The organism is Shewanella sp. Isolate13, assembly GCF_022398325.1.
Lineage (GTDB): Bacteria > Pseudomonadota > Gammaproteobacteria > Enterobacterales > Shewanellaceae > Shewanella.
Genome location: NZ_JAKEVD010000003.1, coordinates 35,803 through 55,761, shown reverse-complemented (window position 1 = coordinate 55,761; position 19,959 = coordinate 35,803). Strand labels below are relative to the sequence as shown.

Annotated in this window: 17 protein-coding genes; 10 read left to right on the top strand and 7 right to left on the bottom strand. The window is 45.9% G+C overall.

The window, feature by feature from the left end; translation table 11 throughout:
- Window positions 1–80: 80 nt before the first annotated feature.
- Window positions 81–1,724, bottom strand: coding sequence for an L-lactate permease (locus L1D44_RS02655; RefSeq protein WP_239888717.1), 1,644 nt, complete (start codon window positions 1,722–1,724; stop codon window positions 81–83).
- 681 nt (window positions 1,725–2,405) lie between these two features.
- On the bottom strand, window positions 2,406–3,284 hold the full coding sequence (nadK, locus tag L1D44_RS02650; protein ID WP_239888716.1) for an NAD(+) kinase: 879 nt from the start codon (window positions 3,282–3,284) through the stop codon (window positions 2,406–2,408).
- 100 nt (window positions 3,285–3,384) lie between these two features.
- Here nadK and grpE point away from each other — a divergent pair, with 100 nt between their 5' ends.
- On the top strand, window positions 3,385–3,987 hold the full coding sequence (grpE, locus tag L1D44_RS02645; RefSeq protein ID WP_239888715.1) for a nucleotide exchange factor GrpE: 603 nt from the start codon (window positions 3,385–3,387) through the stop codon (window positions 3,985–3,987).
- A 108-nt stretch (window positions 3,988–4,095) separates the two neighbouring features.
- Here the strand turns inward: grpE and dxs are convergent, their stop codons facing one another.
- The 3 genes from dxs to xseB are packed head-to-tail and all read right to left on the bottom strand — an operon-like array spanning window position 4,096 to window position 7,105.
- Entirely contained in the window at window positions 4,096–5,961 is a 1,866-nt protein-coding gene (dxs, locus tag L1D44_RS02640) for a 1-deoxy-D-xylulose-5-phosphate synthase (RefSeq protein WP_239888714.1), read from the bottom strand.
- 22 nt (window positions 5,962–5,983) lie between these two features.
- Window positions 5,984–6,865 carry a (2E,6E)-farnesyl diphosphate synthase gene (gene ispA / locus L1D44_RS02635; protein WP_239888713.1) on the bottom strand — a complete coding sequence of 294 codons (882 nt, stop codon included), beginning with the start codon at window positions 6,863–6,865 and terminating at the stop codon, window positions 5,984–5,986.
- Entirely contained in the window at window positions 6,866–7,105 is a 240-nt protein-coding gene (xseB, locus tag L1D44_RS02630) for an exodeoxyribonuclease VII small subunit (RefSeq protein ID WP_239888712.1), read from the bottom strand. It abuts the gene before it with no gap.
- Between the two features lie 442 nt (window positions 7,106–7,547).
- Between xseB and pomA the strand changes: the two genes are divergently transcribed.
- The 3 genes from pomA (at window position 7,548) to thiI (ending at window position 10,940) form a co-directional block, all read left to right on the top strand.
- A complete protein-coding gene (pomA, locus tag L1D44_RS02625; RefSeq protein WP_239888711.1) occupies window positions 7,548–8,315 on the top strand; it encodes a flagellar motor protein PomA in 768 nt (255 codons plus the stop codon).
- 4 nt (window positions 8,316–8,319) lie between these two features.
- Window positions 8,320–9,288, top strand: a complete 969-nt coding sequence (locus L1D44_RS02620) for a flagellar motor protein MotB (RefSeq protein ID WP_239888710.1) — start codon at window positions 8,320–8,322, stop codon at window positions 9,286–9,288.
- Window positions 9,289–9,485: 197 nt separating this feature from the next.
- Window positions 9,486–10,940, top strand: a complete 1,455-nt coding sequence (thiI, locus tag L1D44_RS02615) for a tRNA uracil 4-sulfurtransferase ThiI (RefSeq protein WP_239888709.1) — start codon at window positions 9,486–9,488, stop codon at window positions 10,938–10,940.
- Between the two features lie 151 nt (window positions 10,941–11,091).
- Here the strand turns inward: thiI and L1D44_RS02610 are convergent, their stop codons facing one another.
- Window positions 11,092–11,325, bottom strand: a complete 234-nt coding sequence (locus L1D44_RS02610; RefSeq protein WP_239888708.1) for a hypothetical protein — start codon at window positions 11,323–11,325, stop codon at window positions 11,092–11,094.
- A 181-nt stretch (window positions 11,326–11,506) separates the two neighbouring features.
- On the opposite strand from L1D44_RS02610, the gene L1D44_RS02605 reads away from it, so the two are divergent.
- The 4 genes from L1D44_RS02605 to rlmM all read left to right on the top strand — a co-directional run bounded on the left by L1D44_RS02605 (window position 11,507) and on the right by rlmM (window position 14,920).
- Complete coding sequence (locus L1D44_RS02605) at window positions 11,507–12,418, top strand: transcriptional regulator GcvA (protein WP_202721792.1); 912 nt, start codon at window positions 11,507–11,509, stop codon at window positions 12,416–12,418.
- Window positions 12,419–12,554: 136 nt separating this feature from the next.
- Window positions 12,555–13,136, top strand: a complete 582-nt coding sequence (locus tag L1D44_RS02600) for an alpha/beta fold hydrolase (RefSeq protein ID WP_239888840.1) — start codon at window positions 12,555–12,557, stop codon at window positions 13,134–13,136.
- A 76-nt stretch (window positions 13,137–13,212) separates the two neighbouring features.
- A complete protein-coding gene (locus L1D44_RS02595) occupies window positions 13,213–13,599 on the top strand; it encodes a DUF423 domain-containing protein (protein WP_220768496.1) in 387 nt (128 codons plus the stop codon).
- Window positions 13,600–13,837: 238 nt separating this feature from the next.
- Window positions 13,838–14,920 (top strand): 23S rRNA (cytidine(2498)-2'-O)-methyltransferase RlmM, encoded by a 1,083-nt coding sequence (rlmM, locus tag L1D44_RS02590; protein ID WP_220768497.1) that lies wholly within the window; start codon window positions 13,838–13,840, stop codon window positions 14,918–14,920.
- Between the two features lie 100 nt (window positions 14,921–15,020).
- On the opposite strand, the gene L1D44_RS02585 is transcribed toward rlmM, so the two are convergent.
- Window positions 15,021–16,031 (bottom strand): isocitrate dehydrogenase, encoded by a 1,011-nt coding sequence (locus L1D44_RS02585; RefSeq protein ID WP_220768498.1) that lies wholly within the window; start codon window positions 16,029–16,031, stop codon window positions 15,021–15,023.
- A 252-nt stretch (window positions 16,032–16,283) separates the two neighbouring features.
- Here L1D44_RS02585 and L1D44_RS02580 point away from each other — a divergent pair, with 252 nt between their 5' ends.
- Window positions 16,284–19,079: a prolyl oligopeptidase family serine peptidase gene (locus L1D44_RS02580; RefSeq protein ID WP_239888707.1), complete on the top strand. Its 2,796-nt coding sequence runs from the start codon at window positions 16,284–16,286 to the stop codon at window positions 19,077–19,079.
- A gap of 149 nt (window positions 19,080–19,228) precedes the next feature.
- Window positions 19,229–19,867 carry a MarC family protein gene (locus L1D44_RS02575; RefSeq protein WP_220768500.1) on the top strand — a complete coding sequence of 213 codons (639 nt, stop codon included), beginning with the start codon at window positions 19,229–19,231 and terminating at the stop codon, window positions 19,865–19,867.
- Window positions 19,868–19,959 lie beyond the last annotated feature (92 nt).

The following is a 19,959-nucleotide window of genomic DNA, read 5'->3' as shown; positions in this document are numbered from 1 at the left end:
TTTGAGTGAATAAAGCCGCTGTTTGTGCGGCTTTCTCGATATTATTATTTCTGTTTATCGTCTTGCCAGAGTGGGAAGGGCTAGAAGCCACCCCAAACCGCTGCGATAGTACCTGCGACTAAAGCATAGCCTAGTGCTACAGGCATTGTTTTACGGATGATCTCGGACTCGCGTCCTGCCATGCCAACAACCGTAGCCGCCGCGACCACGTTCATCACACACATCATATTACCGGCGTTAGCACCAATGCCTTGCATCGCCAAAATCAGTGCGTGGTTAGCGCCAATATTATCGGCAACACTGTATTGCAGGCCGGAGAACATCATGTTTGAGAAGGTGGCTGAGCCAGATAGGAAGGCACCGAAAATACCCACAATCGGTGACACCCAAGCCCAAACTGCGCCCATGGTGTTAGCTAGAGTATCTGCAAGCGCAACTGGCATAGAGGCAAGGCCGGATGCATTTTCACCAGAGTTAAGGAAGATCTTCACCATAGGAACAGATGCACCTAGAGAGATAATGGTGGGAACCATAGACTTACAAGAGACAGAGATAGACTCTTTTATCGCAGGTGATTTCATTTTAAAGAGGAAGAAACCAAGGATGCAGACTAAGACAAAGAAAGCGCCAGGGGCATACAGTGTCGCAAATCCTGCTTTTAATTCCGTACCTAATAATCCAGTCCAGCTGATGTTAAAGCTAGATAACCAAGCTTTTAGTGGGGCTACAGTACGTGACAGTACTAACAACGCAGCCATGATAAGGTAGGGTGACCACGCCGCAATTTGTGAGAACTTAACCTCAGTATCTAACTCTTTACGTTCTTGTCCGTCATTTTCAGCAAAATCATTCCATTGCTCTTTTGGCAGTAGATAGCCTTTCTTAGCGACTGGAATGACAAGCGCCATACCGACAAGTGCACCGATAACCGATGGGAACTCAGGGCCTGCAAAATAGTTGATTAACCATGCAGGAACCGTGAAGGCAAGGCCTGCAAACAGGGCAAACTTCCAAATGGCTAAGCCTTCTTTGAACGACTTATTACGGCCGAAGAAGCCAGTCAGAATCGCAACCATAGTTAATGGGATCAGTGTGCCCGTCACTAGGTCGATAGTGATCATGTGCATCGCAATAAACTGTGCGTAATCGGCGAAGCTGCCACCATGCTGGGCAATCTGCTCAGCAGCCATATTGCTACCGCCCTGTGTCAGTCCTTGCTCCATACCAAACAGAACGGGAAGACCGATAGCACCGAACGAAACTGAAGTTGAGTCGGCAATCAGCGCCACTACCGCAGCTGCGATGGGGGGAATGCCAAGTAACACCAGCAGTGGCGCACCAATTGCGGCAGGGGTACCGAAGCCTGCAGAGCCCTCAATAAATGAGCCAAACAGCCAACAGATGATAATCACCTGTACGCGAGCATCACCACTAATATTGGTGAAACCCGCGCGAATGGTATCCATTGCGCCAGAATACTTAAGCGTATTAAGCAGAAACACAGCACCAAAAATAATGGTCAATGGCGTTAATGCTGAAAGTAAGCCCTCAACCACTGAAGCGGCAAGGAAGGTGGTGTCCATTTGCCAGATAAATACGGCTGCAAGCCCCGTGAATACCATCGAAATTGGCATGGCTCTCGATGCTGGCATCCGGAGCAGGACTAAAAACAGCATTACGCTGATAATCGGCGTTAAGCTTGCGAGTAGTTGAATAAAGGTCATGCTTGCCTCGTTTGATTTATATTGCTGTAACTAGCTTCAATTTCTAATTCAAATGACTAGATTTGAATGGCTAAATTTGAGCGACTCACTTCAATTGTTGCTACCCGAGTCTCTGTTTATCTTTAGTTGTGACGGGTAGGGTGTGTACTAAACGTGAATTAGCAATTAACAAAGATGATCTAGATCATGCTCTGCCCTAATTGTGGTTGATAATACTGTTAGTGAGATCGCTCACAGTTTTTGAGTTTTACATAAGGTGATCGCGATCACGCTAAATATGGTCGTTGATGATAGATTGTCATGCGGAGTGTAATTTTTGCAACATTTTTAGCGGTAAAGGTATCGATATGTAACTTTTGGCGATAAATTTATGCTGAATTTGATCGTTAAATTTCTTATTTGGTGCTTACTAAGAGCTTTGATTTACACTCTGGTCGTGACCATCGTCACACTTTGCGTATTGTTCTTTTACGCTTAATTATCATTATTAATCTAAGTTAATGTTTTTGGCTGGCTTAGTTATTTAACTAACATAGCGTTAGTTTCTACCGCCTAAAATACGGTGCAATAAATACTGTAGCTTACTAACGGTGGAAGTTATGAAATTTACGAGTTTACAGGAAGGGCAAGGGCAGACGTGATGCCGATAGCCTAAGTCGGCATATCGGCAGTATTGAATCATTAGAACAGTTTGCTACCCCAGCCTAGTTTGCTACGCAGCACGTGGAAGTAGTTATGTCCTTTCGGATGAATAAGCCTTAGGGTTTCCTCGCTGCGCTTGATAATTATCTCATCACCAGGCAGAACGGACAGATGAACGTGACCATCACAGCTAACCTCTAAATTATCACCGTTGTGTGGGGATACGACTAGCTTGATGATACTGGCTGCATCGACGACGATTGGCCTGCAGGAAAGCGTATGTGGAAACATGGGCACCAAGATCATCGCCGCGAGATTTGGCGTTAAAATAGCGCCACCTGCCGACAGAGAGTAGGCCGTTGAGCCAGTAGGGGTTGAGACAATCATGCCATCGGCTCGTTGGCTATACATGAATTTGTCGTCAATATAGACTTCAAATTCGATCATATGAGCAATCTTACCTGGATGCAGTACCGCTTCGTTGACTGCGGTATTACTCGATTTTAACTCGCCGTGACGATGTACCTCGGCTTCGAGTAGGAATCGCTGCTCAATTTCAAACTCGCCCTCGAGTACTTTAGATAAGGCTTCTTCGAAGGAGTCGGGGGGCAGATCGGTTAAGAAGCCTAAGTTACCTCGGTTAACGCCGATGACGCCGATATTAAATCTTGCAAGCACACGAGCCGCACCTAGCATATTGCCATCACCACCGACAACGATGGCTAAATCACATTGCTTGCCAATTTCTAACAGGTCGACAGATTGGATTTGAGGCCCAAGTTCACCAGCGACTCGCTCTTCGACCAACACTTTGTAGCCTTGCATGCTAAGCCAATGATGCAACCTTTTTAAGGTCTGTGTGGTTCCTTTATGGTTAGGTTTACCGATTAGACCAATTGTGTGAAACGTATTGCTCATAATTTATGTTAGATCCAGCTTTAGGCCTTGAAACCTTAAATTTGATCCCCATAATATGCCCAGAGCATGCAGAAACAAAGCATTTTTAGCTGGAGCAAAAATGAGCAACCAAACAAATAAAGCACAAGATAACCAAGTTGAAGAGATCGTAGAGGGTGAATTGCTAAATGAAAATGGCACAGAAACCACAGACGAAGCCTCTTTGATGGATGAGCTTACTCAGGCTAACTTCCGTGTTGAAGAGTTAGAAAAAGCTTTGCAAGAAGCAGAAGCAAAAGTTGAAGCGCAAAAAGACTCAGTGATCCGCGCCGCAGCAGAAGTGGACAATATTCGTCGCCGCGCGGCCATCGATGTCGAGAAGGCACATAAGTTCGCTTTAGAAAAGTTTATTAATGAGTTGCTGCCTGTATTGGATAATATGGAACGTGCTCTTCAGGGCACAGACGCTGAAGCTGAAGCGACTAAGGCCATTTACGAAGGCGTAGAGTTAACTGCTAAGAGCTTCGTGAGCACAGTTGAGAAATTTGGTTTAGTCCAGGTTGACCCACAAGGCGATGCGTTTAACCCAGAACTTCACCAAGCTATTGGCATGCAGCCAAGTGCAGACTTCCCTGCAAACACCGTTATGATGGTGATGCAGAAGGGTTACACCTTGAACGAGCGTCTACTTCGCCCTGCGATGGTGATGGTTTCTCAAGGTTAATGAGCCATTGATGCTAAGCCATGGCTTAGCATCAAGATATAAAAAAGGACTGCCATGGCAGTCCTTTTTATTTAGCTGGTTTTAATCAAAGCCTCTACCTAGATAAGATTAAGCAAGAAACTCTTCGATCTGTCTCTGAATTCCCGCAGCATCTAATCCTAGCTCGCTGATGATCTCTTCAGGTGCGCCGTGCTTAATAAACTCATCAGGTAAGCCGATGAGTAATACTGGTTTAGGCATCTTCAGTGTCTGTAATAGTTCGAGTACACCTGAGCCCGCGCCGCCCATAATGGCGTTCTCTTCAACTGTCACGAGCACATCATGGTTTGCAGCTAGTTCTTTAACTAGCTCAACATCAAGCGGCTTCACGAAGCGCATATCGGCAACGGTAGCATCAAGTGCCTCTGCAGCGACTAAGCTGCTGGCTAATGTCGTACCAAAGTTAAGGATGGCGACCTTTTTACCTTGGCGCTTAATCAAGCCTTTACCAATTGGCAGAGCCGTCATGGTTTCTACTTGTTTAGCCCCTGTCGCACTGCCACGTGGGTAGCGCACAGCCGTTGGGCCGTCGTTATAGCAATAACCGGTATACAGCATCTGACGACATTCGTTTTCATCAGACGGTGCCATGATCACCATGTTGGGGACGGTGCGCATAAAGCTTAAATCGAATGCCCCTTGGTGAGTTGGGCCATCGGCACCAACGATACCGCCGCGGTCGATAGCGAACAGTACAGGCAGTCTCTGCAGTGCTACATCGTGGATCATTTGATCGTAACCACGTTGTAGGAAGGTTGAATAAATCGCCACCACAGGCTTGTAGCCTTCGCAGGCGAAACCCGCACCTAAGGTCACGGCATGTTGCTCGGCGATTGCGGCGTCGAAGTACTGCTTAGGGAAACGCTGAGAAAACTCAACCATACCAGAGCCTTCGCGCATCGCAGGGGTGATCCCCAAGACCTTTTCGTCTTTTTCAGCAATGTCACATAACCACTTACCAAACACTTCAGAGAAGGTTGGGTCTGATGGCATAGTGGCAGGCTTCTCAAAGGTTGACGGATCAAACTTAGGCACGGCGTGCCAGCCGATCGGATCTTTCTCTGCCGGTTCATAACCACGACCCTTCTTGGTCATGATATGTAGAATCTGTGGGCCGCTTAGATTGCGCATATTGCGCATGGTTTCGACGAGGGCGTCCACATCGTGGCCATCGATTGGTCCGATGTAGTTGAAGCCTAGCTCCTCGAACATGGTGCCCGGCACGACCATACCTTTAAGGTGTTCTTCGGTGCGCTTAGCCATCTCTTTGATAACTGGCATACCTTGAAGCACTTTCTTGCTACTTTCACGAATCGTGGTGTAGAAACGACCTGACATCAGCTGGGCAAGATGATTGTTTAGCGCGCCAACGTTTTCAGAGATAGACATCTCGTTATCGTTTAGTACCACTAGCATGTCGTTGTGCAAGTCACCTGCGTGGTTCATCGCCTCAAATACCATGCCGCCAGTCATCGCGCCATCGCCGATAACCGCAACAACCTTACGGCCAGCTTGCTCTTTTTCGGCGGCAACAGCCATAGCTAATGCTGCACTGATTGAGGTGCCAGAGTGACCGACGCTAAAGGTGTCGTATTCACTTTCTTCACGCCACGGGAATGGATGCACGCCACCTTTCTGACGAATGGTGTGCATTTTTTCGCGACGACCTGTCAGGATTTTATGTGGATAGGCTTGATGGCCTACGTCCCAAACAAGTCTATCGAATGGCGTGTTGTACACGTAATGAAGTGCTACGGTGAGTTCCACCGTACCAAGGCCCGAAGCGAAATGACCGCTTGATTTACCAACAGACTTCAATAGGAAACCTCTAAGCTCATCTGCCAATTGTGGCAGTACGGCTTGAGGGAGCTGTCTTAGCTCATCTGGGGTATTAGCCTGTGCAAGCACAGGGAATTGAGAAATATCAAAACTCATATCGAGATTCTTTGTCTCTTTATTATACTCTTCGCTCAACGATGTAACGGGCGAATTCTGCAATTAGCTGGCTATTGTATGGTAATTTGGCCAGCGCTGATAGTGCGTCCTCAATCAAACTGCTCGCAGTTTTTTGGGCGCCCTCTAATCCAAGCAACTTTGGATAGGTGCTTTTGTTTGAATCTGTATCTGAACCTTGCGGTTTTCCAAGCTCTTCGGTGCTAGCGATAATATCGAGGACATCGTCTTGTACTTGGAAGGCGAGGCCGATAGCGTCGGCAAAGTCGAGTAGGGCTTGACGCTCTTGTCCCTCTACTTTAGCGGCAATAATGGCAAACTCTACCGCACAGCGAATAAGCGCACCGGTTTTTAATTTGTGTAGCTGTATTAAGGTGGCGAGTTCGATCTGCTTATTGGTGGCACTTAAGTCCATCGCCTGACCACCACACATACCACTATACCCAGAGGCGCTAGCTAAGGCTTTAACCATAGCTAAATTCTGTGATGGAGTAATGTTTTCAATCGGATCGCTGATAATTTCGAAGGCAAGTGCCTGCAGTGCGTCACCGGCTAATATTGCGGTTGCTTCGTTAAAAGCGATATGCACAGTTGGTTGGCCGCGGCGCAGCGCATCATCATCCATGGCGGGTAGATCATCATGAATAAGCGAGTAAGCATGAACACATTCAACGGCTGCTGCACAAGCGTCTAAGGTCGCAAGCTTAACACCTAACATGTCGCCGACAGCATAAACCAGAAAGGGTCTAATTCGTTTTCCGCCAATTAAGGCACCATGCTTCATGGCCGCTTTAAGCTGCGGATCGATATCGGCTAGCGAGTCGATGCGAAATTCAAGCTGTTGATTGATACGCTCTTGGTACTGTTTCAGTGACGCTACTAACAATTACTCACCCTCGACATCATAAGGTTTAAGGGTGTCGACACCCTTTTCTTGCATTAGCACCGCGACTTTTTGTTGGGCATTTTCTAACTTGCTCTGGCTGTTGCGCACAAGTTTAATTCCGCGCTCGAATTGCTTTAATGCATCATCGAGAGCGATGTCGCCATGCTCTAAATCGGTTACGATTTTTTCTAGCTCGGAAAGTGAATCTTCAAATGAGAGATTTTCTGGTTTTTTTGCCACGATGATCATTCCTAGAAATAAGCGGTACACAAAGTATATCAGCAGGGCACATGGGTCAAATTGAGCCGTTGACTATTTGCGCAAAAGCACGCTTTCAATTGCAAACATGCTTTTAAAGTAAGTAAAACATCCGTGAGTTAACAGCGCTACCCTACGGCCAAACGGTTAGGGGATTGGCGATTTCCTGCAAGCGAAGGCGTATTTTAGCGGAAAATGAACACGAATTGCTGGAAATATCACTCAAGAGATTATCATTTTGGTCGTTATATAAGTTGGAATACCAAAAAAGTAGCGGCTAATGGCATGTTTAGCCTCTTGGTACTTGCCGTAGCATCTAAGGCGTAATATTGTCGCTACTTATTTTATTCTCAGCATTTTATGTAGCACTTGGTATTCGAGACAGTCGAAAAACAGTGTATTGATTGGTATTTGAGGAGCGGTTTTGGACTTAGCAACCCTAATTGGACTTATTGGCGCATTTGTCTTCATTATCATGGCAATGGTCAGTAGTGGTGGCATTGGCATTTTTATCAACGTGCCCTCGATTCTCATCGTTCTAATCGGCTCATTATTTGTGGTTATGATGAAATATAACCTCAAGCAGTTTTTAGGTTCCGCTAAGATTGCAGCTAAAGCTTTTATTTTTAAGCTAGATAAACCAGAAGAGCTTATCGAACAGTCAATCTCTATGGCAGATGCCGCACGCAAGGGTGGTTTCTTGGCGTTGGAAGAGGCTGAGATCAGTAACAGCTTTATGCAAAAAGCAGTCGACATGTTGGTGGATGGCCACGATGGGGATGTGGTGCGCGATGCATTAGAAAAAGATATCGCCCTGACTGAGGAGCGTCATAAAACGGGGATCGGTATTTTTAAGTCTATTGGTGATGTGGCGCCAGCGATGGGCATGATTGGTACCCTAATCGGTCTTGTTGGCATGCTATCAAATATGGATGATCCTAAGTCTATTGGCCCCGCGATGGCGGTTGCACTGCTAACTACCTTATATGGGGCAGTGGTTGCCAATATGGTCGCACTACCAATTGCCGATAAGCTATCCCTTCGAATGAGTGAAGAGATGTTAAACCGTAATCTTATTATGGATGCGGTGTTGGCGATTCAAGATGGCCAGAACCCAAGAGTCATTGAGGGTTTTTTGAAGAATTACCTATCCGAAAAATCAAGAAAAATAGACACATTGGACGGGGCGTAAACAGATGGCTAAAAAAGCCAAATGTGATTGTCCGCCACCCGGTGCGCCGCTCTGGTTGGCAACTTTCGCCGACTTGATGTCGTTGCTGATGTGTTTCTTCGTACTGCTGCTCGCGTTTTCAGAAATGGATGTGATGAAGTTTAAGCAGATTGCAGGTTCGATGAAGTACGCCTTCGGTGTGCAGAATAAAGTCGAAGTCAAAGATATTCCTAAAGGCACCTCGGTGATTGCCCTTGAATTTAGGCCGGGGCGTCCCGAGCCTACGCCGATTGAGATCATCAACCAGCAAACTAACGAGATGACAGAGCCAATGCTTGAGTTTCAAGAGGGCGAAGATGATAGTGCTGGCGGCATTCAGCAGCAGCGCGGCGAACAGCGCGGTGGTCAAGCATCGGCAACGGCGCAGGAGCAGAGTGAGGCCGAAGCCAAGGCTGAAAATGCCGCTCAATCGGATACGCAATCGACGAAAACTCAAGCATCGGCTCAAGATAAGATTAATGAGCAGGTGAAGAAGATGGCCCAGGAGCTCAATAAAGAGATTGTCGATGGTGCCATCGAGATCGAGTCACTTGGGCAACAGATCATTATTCGCATTCGAGAAAAAGGATCCTTCGCCTCAGGCTCGGGCTTCTTGCAACCTAGGTTTAAACCTGTGATCCGCCGTGTGGGTGAATTGCTTAAGGATGTGCCTGGCATCGTTACCGTATCGGGGCATACCGATGACTGGAATATCTCTAACGAACTCTATAGCTCTAATTGGGATCTGTCGAGTAAACGTGCCGTAGCCGTGGGGCATGAGCTGATTAAGGTTAAGGGGTTTGATCCGAAGCGGATGAAGGTGGTGGGAATGGCGTCATCGGATCCGCTAGTAGAGAACAACTCTAGCGCTAATCGCGCACGAAATCGCCGAGTCGAGATTGCGATAGAGCAGGGCAAAGCCAAAGAGTCTCAAGAGATCCAAGTGAGTCAGTAGCTGTCATTAGTCAGCGATAGAGGCGCGCAACCTAGGAGACTGGGTTGCGCGCCTTTTTCATTTTAGCGATTCCAGGTTATTGATAGGGGAATAATTGATTTTTGTGGTGACAAACTGACATTGGATATACGCAATTGCCCCGCGTTCTTGTTATAATCGGAAAATTGCTGTTTAAACTACCCCCTCGCGGAAGACCAATGAAATTTATCGTAAAACTGTTTCCTGAAATCATGATGAAGAGCAAGCCGGTAAGAATGCGTTTTACCAAGATGCTCGAGACCAATATTCGTAATGTACTTAGAAAGGTGGATGAGTCCGCTAAAGTACAGCGTCAGTGGGACAAGATCATGGTGATGGTACCAGATGATAGGCCAGATCTGGTTGAAGCCTTTGGTGAGCGTTTAGCCTGTATTCCTGGTATCGCTCATGTACTGCAAGTAAACGTGAGTACCTTCACTTCAGTCGACGATATCTACCAGCAGACGTTAGCTGTTTATAAAGAGCAGCTTGTTGGCAAGACCTTCTGTGTACGCGTTAAGCGCGCGGGTAAGCATGACTTCAACTCTATTGAAGTTGAGCGCTATGTGGGTGGTGGATTGAATCAATTTACCGAAGCAGCGGGTGTTCGCTTAAAAGATCCTGATATGACAGTGCATCTAGAGATTGATAATGAACACCTATATCTCATCGATAAGCGTATTGAAGGCCTTGGCGGCTTCCCGATGGCGACTCAGGAAGATGTGTTGTCACTGATCTCTGGTGGTTTCGACTCAGGCGTATCGAGTTACCAGTTCATTAAGCGTGGTTCTCGTACTCACTATTGTTTCTTTAACTTAGGTGGCGACCAGCACGAAATCGGTGTTAAGCAGGTGGCTTACCACTTGTGGCAGAAGTATGGCGAATCACATAAGGTTAAGTTTATCTCTGTGCCGTTTGACCCTGTGGTACAAGAAATTCTAGAGCGCGTCGATAACGGCCAGATGGGCGTGGTGTTAAAGCGTATGATGATGCGTGCTGCAGCAAAAGTGGCGCATAAGATGGGCATTCAAGCCTTGGTTACGGGTGAGGCGATGGGGCAGGTTTCTAGCCAAACCTTGACTAACTTAAATGTCATCGACCGCTGTACAGAGCAATTGATTTTGCGTCCTCTTATTGCAATGGATAAGCAAGACATCATCAATATTAGCCGTGAAATCGGTACCGAAGACTTTGCTAAATCAATTCCTGAGTATTGTGGCGTTATTTCTCAAAAGCCAACGGTAAAAGCGGTGTTGTCAAAAGTTGAAGCTGAAGAAGCTAAGTTTTCTGAAGATCTGCTCGAGCGCGTGATTGCAGATGCAGAAGTTATCGATATTAGGGAGATTGCAACTCAGATGGATACCAAAATTACCGCAACAGAAACTGTCGATGCGATTAGTGCTGGTGAGATCATTATCGACGTCCGTGCACCAGAAGAGGAGGAGAAGGCTCCCCTTGAAGTCGCTGGTGTCGAAGTGAAGGCGATTCCTTTCTATAAGCTAGCGACGCTGTTTGGTGATCTCGATAAAGAGAAGAATTACCTGTTATATTGCGACCGTGGCGTGATGAGCAAGCTACAGGCGCTTTATCTGCAAGAGCAAGGTTACACCAATGTTAAGGTTTACCGTCCTTAAACGGCGTTTGTGAGCGCTAGAGTGAGCTTAAACGAAAAGGCAACCAATATTGGTTGCCTTTTTTGTAGCTATTAACCGCTAGCTAGCGGTTAATAGATACAAAAAAACCACCTCTATTAGGTGGTTTTAAAGTTGAAGTACTAGCGCTTTATTAGTCGGCTAATAATACTTGAGCCGTAGCTTCTTCGTTCTTCTTTAGTTCATCAGTTGCTAACATGGTATCTAGCTCAGCAGTCAGTTGAGCCTGCATTAACTCCATGCTTTCTGTTAAGTTAGCTGTTAATGTCGCTTCGATATCTTTGGTGTTGATAGAGATTTCGTCGGCACTAACACTGGCTGAGGCGCCGAGGATAGCGATAACAAATACTGATTTTAGGTTTAACATACGCGGTAGCCTCCGGGCTAGTATTTGGGTTGTTAGACACTCCCCAATTACGTCGTAGAGGCTGTCCAACTAGTATCATTTCGTTGGGGCAAATTCTGAACGAAAGTACTGGCCTTAACAAACGATAAAATGTAACAATAGACATTAGAAAAACTAATTAAAAACCGGGATCTGGATCACTATGGCAAGACGATTACCTCCCCTGAATGCGGTGAAGGCATTTGAGGCAGCAGCTAGGCATTTGAGCTTCACTCGAGCGGCAGAAGAGTTGTTTGTTACCCAGGCTGCCGTGAGTCATCAAATCAAGGCATTAGAAGAGTATCTTGGATTAAAATTATTTAGACGTAAGAACCGTTCATTACTGCTAACAGAGGAGGGGCAAAGCTACTTTCTCGACATCAAAGATATTTTCACCCAACTTGCCGATGCCACCGATAGATTATTAGCCCGAAGTGCTATCGGTTCCCTTACTGTAGCCACTTCGCCGAGCTTTGCGATTCAATGGTTAGTGCCACGATTGGCCAAGTTTAGTGAGAAAAATCCAGAGATCGATGTGCGAATTAAGGCTGTGGATGATGAAGATGGCTCGCTGACCGATGACGTTGATGTGGCCATCTATTATGGTATGGGGAACTGGTCTGGAATGCGAGCCGATAAGCTCAGGAATGAGGTGTTAATTCCGGTCTGTTCACCGCTATTATTAAGCGGTCCCAAGCCATTAGAAAAACCTAGCGATTTGAAAAATCATACCCTATTGCACGACTCTAGTCGCCAAGATTGGCAGGCTTGGTTTAGACAATGTGGAATTACTGATATTAATGTGAACCAAGGTCCAATATTTAGTCATTCTTCATTGGTGCTACAAGCTGCCGCTCACGGCCAGGGTGTGGCGCTAGGCTACAGTGTACTTGCAAGGCCCGATATTAAAGCGGGTCGTCTTATCTGTCCTTTTCCTGAAGTTTTAGTCAGTAAAAATGCATATTACTTAGTGTGCCAACAAAGCCATGCCGATATTGGTAAGGTCGCAGCTTTTAGAGAGTGGATGCTCGATATGTTCGAAGAGGAGACGCGCAGTGAGCTGCTTACAGGATAAGTTAAAACAAGCCTACCTTGAGGGTGAGTTAGCCGCGGCCGTTGCTGAATTAACTCCCGAGGAGCTAGCTTTCGATGCGCAGCACTATCTCGTAGACTGTGCCGAAAAAGATAGCGCCGAAAAAGACTGCGACAGCTTGATTATCTTGGCCCATGGTGCAGGCGCGAATATGCACCATGAATTTATGACTCAGATGGCCAAGGGGCTGAGCGTAGGCGCAACAGTCGTGCGTTTTAACTTTCCCTATATGCGTGCCAATGCCATCGATGGTAAGCGTCGTCCGCCAGACAGGGCGCCGAAGTTGATTGCCGACTACGCGCTGCAGCTTAGTATTCTTAAACAACAGTTTAAGCCTAAGAAAGTCTACTTAGTGGGCAAGTCTATGGGGGGGCGGATGTCGACAATTTTAGCCGAGAGCCTAAAGGTTGATGGTGTTGCCTGTCTTGGCTATCCCTTTATTCCACTCAGTGGTGGCGAGCCGCGTTTAGAACCGATCGAGGGGGGGTTAGCGCCACTGATGGTGATCCAAGGTGAGCGAGATAAGTTTGGTCATAAGGGATTAGTTGACACTTGGCCAGAAATGAAAAAAGTACAACTGCATTGGTTAACCGATGGCGATCATAGTTTTAAGCCAAGGAAGTCGTCAGGAACTACGTTAGAGGCTAACCTAGCTCAGGCGGTATCGCTAATAAAAGGCTTTATCTCGCAGTTATCATAACGAGTGATAATACAGTTATTTGGAATGCAAATTTTCTATCTGTCGGCAGCGGAGTCGATGGCTAGCTGGAGGTTTAATGCGTAATGGATTTTTGCTGCTAGCAGCATTGAGTGGTTTTATTGCCGTAGCATTGGGCGCATTTGGTGCCCATGGATTGAAGAATGTGGCGCCGCCAGATCTCATTGCCATCTTTAATTTAGGCGTTGAGTATCAGTTCTACCATACGTTCGCGCTGATTGCGGTGGCGTTCTCTGGTCATTGGCTAAAGTCGCGATTATTGGACTGGGCCGGCTACCTCTTTATCGCGGGTATGGTGCTGTTTTCGGGATCTTTGTACCTCTATGCGTTAATCGGCGCTAAATGGACTGGTCCTGTTACCCCAATGGGTGGTGTCTGCTTCCTGTTAGGTTGGCTATTTATCGCCGTCGCAGTTTGGCGTAATCGCGTTAAAGAGCTGGATTAAGCTTTTAGTGGTGACTTAGTCTATCTATAGGTTAAGGCTGCGCGGTGAATATTAAATTTTAGACAGTACACAGCAAAGCTTGAACAGTGTAAAATAGCGGGCAACAACTTTGTTGGCCGCTTTTTTATATCAATACTTCAATAACGCAGACCGTTTTTAGCGTTATGCTTTGAAGCCTAGGTAACGCTTTTACTAAGTGCTATTTTGATTGATATTATTTTTATCTTCAGGAAATTCAATGATAAACCTATTTTTATTTTGCCGTGCTGGCTATGAGAAAGATTGTGCAGCAGAGATCCAAGTGCGCGCAGCTGAGCTCGATATTGGTGGATTTGTAAAAACCAACACCAACGATGCTTATGTGATTTTTCAGTGCTTCCAAGCCGGTGATGCTGAAGTTTTAGCTAAAAATATCAGTCTAGACTCGCTTATTTTTACCAGACAGATGTTTGCGGCCAAGGAGTTGCTTAAAGGCTTACCGGAGCAAGATAGAATTAGCCCGATAGTTGAAGCGCTGACTCAAGTGCATAAAGCGGGTGAATTACGTGTTGAAACGCCAGATACTAACGAAGCAAAAGAGCTATCTAATTTCTGTCGCAAGTTTACAGTGCCCCTAAGACAGGCACTGAAGAAGTCAGGTACCTTACTCGAAAAAGAAAACAGCAAGCGTCCGATTATTCACGTTTGTTTTGTCGCTTCGGGTCAAGCTTATGTGGGTTACTCGTTAAGTAACAATAGCTCGCCATATTTCATGGGGATCCCAAGACTTAAGATCGCAGCGGACGCACCGAGTCGCTCGACATTAAAACTTGATGAAGCCTTTATTCACTTTATCCCTAAAGAAGAGCAAGAGACTCGCCTCAGTAGTGGTATGAAGGCTGTGGATCTTGGCGCATGCCCAGGTGGCTGGACCTATCAGCTTGTGAGACGCGGTATGTTTGTTGCCGCTGTCGATAATGGGCCGATGGATCAAGGTCTAATGGATACCGGACAGGTTAAACATTATCAGGCTGACGGCTTTAGATTCGAGCCACCTAGAAAGAATATCACCTGGCTTGTGTGTGACATGATTGAAAAGCCATCTCGCGTGGCCGAGCTGATTGAGGCATGGGCGATTAACGGTTGGTTTAAAGAAGCGATTTTTAACTTAAAGCTACCGATGAAGGCACGCTATAAAGAGGTGTCGACCATTTTGGCGACCATGGAAGAGATCTTAAAAGAGAACGGCGTAGATGATTTTACTATCGCAGCTAAGCATCTTTACCATGACCGTGATGAAGTGACCGTTCACCTTTGCTTGAGACCTACTCAGCCTTGGTAAATATTGACTAAAGTGCCGACTCAACTCGGGTCGGGACAAAGCATTAAAAAAGGCCCCATGTGAAAACATGGGGCCTTTTTATTGAATCATAACTTGATTATTAAGATAAACGCTCAATCACGGCCTGAGTGAAGTCGGTTGTACCGTGAGTACCACCTAGGTCACGTGTGGTGCGGTCGCCTTCTTCAATCACAGCGGTAATCGCGTTGCGAATAAGCTCGGCTTTATCTGACATACCTAAATACTCAAGCATCTGAATCGATGCCAGTACAACAGAAGTTGGGTTTGCTAGGTTTTTGCCAGCGATATCTGGCGCACTACCGTGCACCGCTTCAAAAATTGCCGCATCGCTACCAATGTTAGCACCAGGTGCCATACCTAGGCCGCCAACAAGGCCAGCACAAAGATCTGATAAGATGTCACCGAATAGGTTTGTGGTGACAATCACATCGAAGTTTTCAGGATTCATCACCAGCTTCATACAGGTTGCGTCAACAATCATCTCTTCGGTCGTGATATCTGGGTAACGCTGGCTCACTTCACGAGCGACTTTCAAGAATAGTCCAGAGGTAGACTTCATGATGTTAGCTTTATGGACGATAGTGACTTTTTTACGGCCTTCCTTACGGGCAAGCTCATAAGCAAATGTGGTGATCTGCTCTGCACCTTGGCGAGTAATGATACTGGTTGCTTCAGCGGTTGCACCGTCATCAGAGACGGTTTGCCCTAGGCCTGAATACATGCCTTCGGTATTTTCACGTACTGTGATGATATCGATATTGTCATAACGGGCCTGTGTGCCTTTAAAAGACAGTACTGGACGTACGTTTGCGTAAAGGCTGAATTGCTTACGTAGGCTCACGTTAATAGAGGTAAAGCCTTCGCCAACAGGTGTTGTTAGTGGGCCTTTTAGTGTAATGCGATTTTTTTCAATAAGCTCTAATGTGCGCTGAGGTAATAGTTCACCGTGCTTTTCTAGCGCAGCGAGACCGGCATCTGCAAACTCATATTCAAAGTCACAACCAGCTTTATCAAGAATTTTAAGTGCTGAGTCAATAATGCTTGGGCCAATCCCATCACCAGGGATAACGGTTATCGTTCTTTTTGTCATGGATAGTCCTACCACGGTTAGGCGTTACTGCAATTGTCTGACCATGTCTTGGGACACGGCAAGTGAGTTGGAATTATTTTCTTTTTGCTCGATGTATTTTAAACACTTTTACACAACTTTCACAGGAAATAGTGAGCAATCTCACGTTTTTTTCTGTAGGGTAACTTGCATAAATAACTGCTTATGACGATGATTGATCGTTAGAAGGTTAAAAAGTCTACTTTAGTCTAATAATAAATAATGAGGAAGACCTTGAAGTCATTACCTATTACATCTCTATTGCTATTCTCGACGAGTTTGCTGTCAGCAAACTTGATAGCGGCCAACAATAGCATCACTCCCGACGATATTATGCGATTCGAATCGCTTAAAAAGCCTGTTATTTCAGATACTGGCAATATGCTGGCCGTTGAGGTGACTCCGGATCGTGGCGATAGTCACGGCCTTGTAAGGAACCTCGTAGCTAATAAGCAGTTTAGTGTAAAAGGCGCGAGTAAGCCAAAAGTTAGCCATGACGGCCGTTTTGTGGCGTTTGTCGATGAAGTATCGCTTTTGGAATCAGAAACAGCCAGCAAGAAAGCCAAGAAGAAACTCAAGCCCGGCTTGGTTTTGTTAGATACCTCAACGGGTGAAGAGATCCGCTATGAGCGTGTAAAATCCTTTGAGTTCAATGATAAGGGAACTCATCTAGCTATCTGGTTTGAAGCCGAAGAGTCAAAAAAAGATGAAAAATCGGCTGATAATGGGCAAAGCGCTAAAAGTGATATAGAAGTCGATAAAGAGGATAAGGGCACGACAGTCGAGCTGCTTTCTCTTAACGATTTGAAATCAATAACCTTTAAAGACGTTACGGCGCTTAGTTTTGATCAGTCAGGGTTAAATTTTGCATTGGCGATAAATAATATCGAAACCAATAAGCATGAGTTAAACCTGGTTAAGCTGGCCGATAATAGCACTTCGACTGTCCATAGTTTAAAACAGCAGCAATTTGGTGCTATCGCTTTATCAAATGATGGTAAGTATTTAGCTTTTACCCATGGTGATGCCAAGGTTGCACCTTTTGGTCGCGAATATGAATTGGCACTTTTGAGCCTTGAAAATAACCAGCTTGTTAAAACGCCTAAGTCAGCAGATTGGACGCTTAATCGTTACGCTGAGCTACGCTTTTCCGATGACAGTCAACGCTTGTTCTTTGGCCGTGTGCCTCAGGTGGCTCAGCAATTAGAGTTGGCTAAATATGAGCAGCAGTCCGATCTATTTGATAAAGATATTATTACCTCAAATCGTGCGCTTAGAGTATGGCATGGTGAGGATCCTCGTATTAAGCCTCATGAAGTTCAGCAATATAAGAAGGAGGTTAAGCGAACCTATTTAGCTGTACTGCATGTCAAGGGCAATAACTTAGTGCAGCTTGCTGATCTCGATGTGCCAGATATAGAGGTGCAGCAACAGCAGCGCTATGTACTGGCCAGTTCTGATCTGCCATACCGTAAGATGATCACTTGGGCTGGATTTTATCGTGATTTTTATCTGGTTGATCTCAATACAGGACGGAAGATCCCGCTGCTTACTCAACAGAGCAGTTCAGAAGAGCCGAATTTGTCCCCGGGTGAAAAGTTTGTGTCCTATTACTTGCACGGGAACGTGTTCCTGTATGAGATAGCTCAAGATAGACGCATCAACATTACCAAAGATTTAGGTGTTTCTTTTGCCAATGAAGATCATGACTACCCATCAAACGCGCCAAGTTATGGTTTTGGTCCTTGGATTGGTGATGATGCAGGTTTGTTGATTTACGACAAGTTTGATATTTGGCAGGTCAATACGCTATCGAATGATACATTTAAACTGACAGCAGGTCAGGGACGTGAGCAACAGATCCAATATCGAGTAACTGGCTTGGTTCAAGATAAAGAGTATCCAAGTGTGTTAGCTAATGGTGATAAAGTTTTGCTTCATGGCTATAACGATATCACCAAGGGCGATGGTTTTTACCGTGCGCAGATAGGAGTCGCAGGGGTGAAGCCTTTAATGGATGGCGACTATAAGCTTAAGTTGCTGGCGCGCAGTAAAGATGCACAGACAATCGTGTACTCTAAAGAGCAGTACGATCAGTTTCCCGATCTTTACACCGCCTCTGTCGATGCACCGCAAAATGCGGTACGTCAAACTAACTTAGATAAGCAGCGTGATGCCTTTAACTGGGGACAGTCAGAGTTAGTTCAGTGGACCAATGGCGACGGCAAACCGCTCGATGGCGTTTTGATCAAACCAACCAATTATGTTGAAGGTCAGCGTTATCCTGTACTTGTCTACTTTTACCGATTTATGAGCGACAGGTTGCACGCCTTCCCACAGATGAAGATTAATCATAGGCCGAACTTTGCATGGTATGCCGATAATGGCTACGCCATTTTCTTGCCCGATATTCGTTTCGAGGTGGGTTACCCAGGAGAAACCTCTGTACAGGCATTAACCTCTGGCGTACAGCACCTGATCGACATCGGGGTTGCCGATCCACAAGCGGTGGGTATTCAGGGCCATTCATGGGGCGGGTATCAAACGGCTTTTGCGGTAACAAAAACCAATATCTTTAAAGCTGCAGTGACCGGCGCCCCTGTGTCTAATATGACCAGCGCCTATAGTGGCATTCGTCATGGAAGTGGTCTTGCGAGACAGTTCCAATATGAAACAGGCCAGAGCCGCATTGGTGAAAGCCTGTTTAAATCACCACAGAAATATATTGAAAATTCACCGGTATTTTACGCTGAGCGTATTAAGACACCTATGATGATCATGTTTGGTGATAAAGATGATGCGGTGCCTTGGGAGCAAGGGGTTGAGCTGTACCTTGCCATGCGCCGTGCGGGTAAGGATGTGGTGTTCTTGCAATATCAGGATGAGCCACATCATCTTAAGAAGTATCCTAATAAGCTCGATTACAGTATTCGTATGATGGAATACTTCGATCACTACCTCAAAGGCATGCCTGCGCCTAAATGGTTGAGTGAGGGCGAAGCCTATACTGAGTATAAAAAAGCCGATTAAATAAGATTGTTTACTTTTAAAATGCCGAGGTCCTTCACCTCGGCATTTTTTTGTCTAAGAAAGTAGCGCGCAGCAAATAAACAGGGGGTAATTGCATCAAATTGTTGCATAATGAGCAGCATAAATTGAGTGTATAAGGTGTAGAGTAAATGGATGGGATTTGGATGCACGTAGGGGCTGTGTTTATGGGCTTTTTTGCCATAATGAATCCGATAGCTAATGTCCCCATCTTTCTTGGGCTTACAGCCGATGACGATGAGAAGACAACCCGATTAATCGCTTTTAGAGCCTTAATTATCGCATTTGTCATTGTGAGCTTATTCGCCGTATCGGGTCAGTTTATCTTTCACTTATTTGGGATCTCACTGCCCGCCTTCCGCATCACGGGAGGCTTGTTGGTATTTTTGATAGGTTTTCATATGCTGCAGGGCAATCAGTCTGCGGTGCACCATGATAAGGACAAGCCCGTTGAGGAGTCGCTAGAGTCTAAACTCAGTATTGCGATATCCCCCTTAGCACTGCCTATCTTGGCAGGCCCCGGCACGATTACTACTGCAATGAACTTTACCGCCGGTGGCGGAATCGCAGAGCTTATTAGCACCATTGCTTCGTTTGGTGTTTTATGTGTTATAACCTACGTGTTCTTTATTTTTGGGGGGCGCTTAGTCAGTTATTTAGGCTCTGCTGCATTAGGGGCTATCACCCGAATGATGGGGCTTATTTTGGCCGTTATCGGTACTCAGATGGCGGTAGAGGGATTACAGGGCGCCTTTAAGGTGCTTGCCTAAGTAAGGGGGCGCCTTGATAGCACATTCGATGCAACGGATGTCGAATATTAGGCATAAGGGATAAGAGTGTTCTAATATTAAGCGGCTATGGT

Excerpts from the sequence above, each read along its gene's own strand:
- L1D44_RS02655 (WP_239888717.1), bottom strand. The coding sequence starts at position 1,724 with ATGACCTTTATTCAACTACTCGCAAGCTTAACGCCGATTATCAGCGTA.
- nadK (WP_239888716.1), bottom strand. The coding sequence starts at position 3,284 with ATGAGCAATACGTTTCACACAATTGGTCTAATCGGTAAACCTAACCAT.
- grpE (WP_239888715.1), top strand. The coding sequence starts at position 3,385 with ATGAGCAACCAAACAAATAAAGCACAAGATAACCAAGTTGAAGAGATC.
- dxs (WP_239888714.1), bottom strand. The coding sequence starts at position 5,961 with ATGAGTTTTGATATTTCTCAATTCCCTGTGCTTGCACAGGCTAATACC.
- L1D44_RS02620 (WP_239888710.1), top strand. The coding sequence starts at position 8,320 with ATGGCTAAAAAAGCCAAATGTGATTGTCCGCCACCCGGTGCGCCGCTC.
- thiI (WP_239888709.1), top strand. The coding sequence starts at position 9,486 with ATGAAATTTATCGTAAAACTGTTTCCTGAAATCATGATGAAGAGCAAG.
- L1D44_RS02610 (WP_239888708.1), bottom strand. The coding sequence starts at position 11,325 with ATGTTAAACCTAAAATCAGTATTTGTTATCGCTATCCTCGGCGCCTCA.
- L1D44_RS02605 (WP_202721792.1), top strand. The coding sequence starts at position 11,507 with ATGGCAAGACGATTACCTCCCCTGAATGCGGTGAAGGCATTTGAGGCA.
- L1D44_RS02595 (WP_220768496.1), top strand. The coding sequence starts at position 13,213 with ATGCGTAATGGATTTTTGCTGCTAGCAGCATTGAGTGGTTTTATTGCC.
- rlmM (WP_220768497.1), top strand. The coding sequence starts at position 13,838 with ATGATAAACCTATTTTTATTTTGCCGTGCTGGCTATGAGAAAGATTGT.
- L1D44_RS02585 (WP_220768498.1), bottom strand. The coding sequence starts at position 16,031 with ATGACAAAAAGAACGATAACCGTTATCCCTGGTGATGGGATTGGCCCA.
- L1D44_RS02575 (WP_220768500.1), top strand. The coding sequence starts at position 19,229 with ATGGATGGGATTTGGATGCACGTAGGGGCTGTGTTTATGGGCTTTTTT.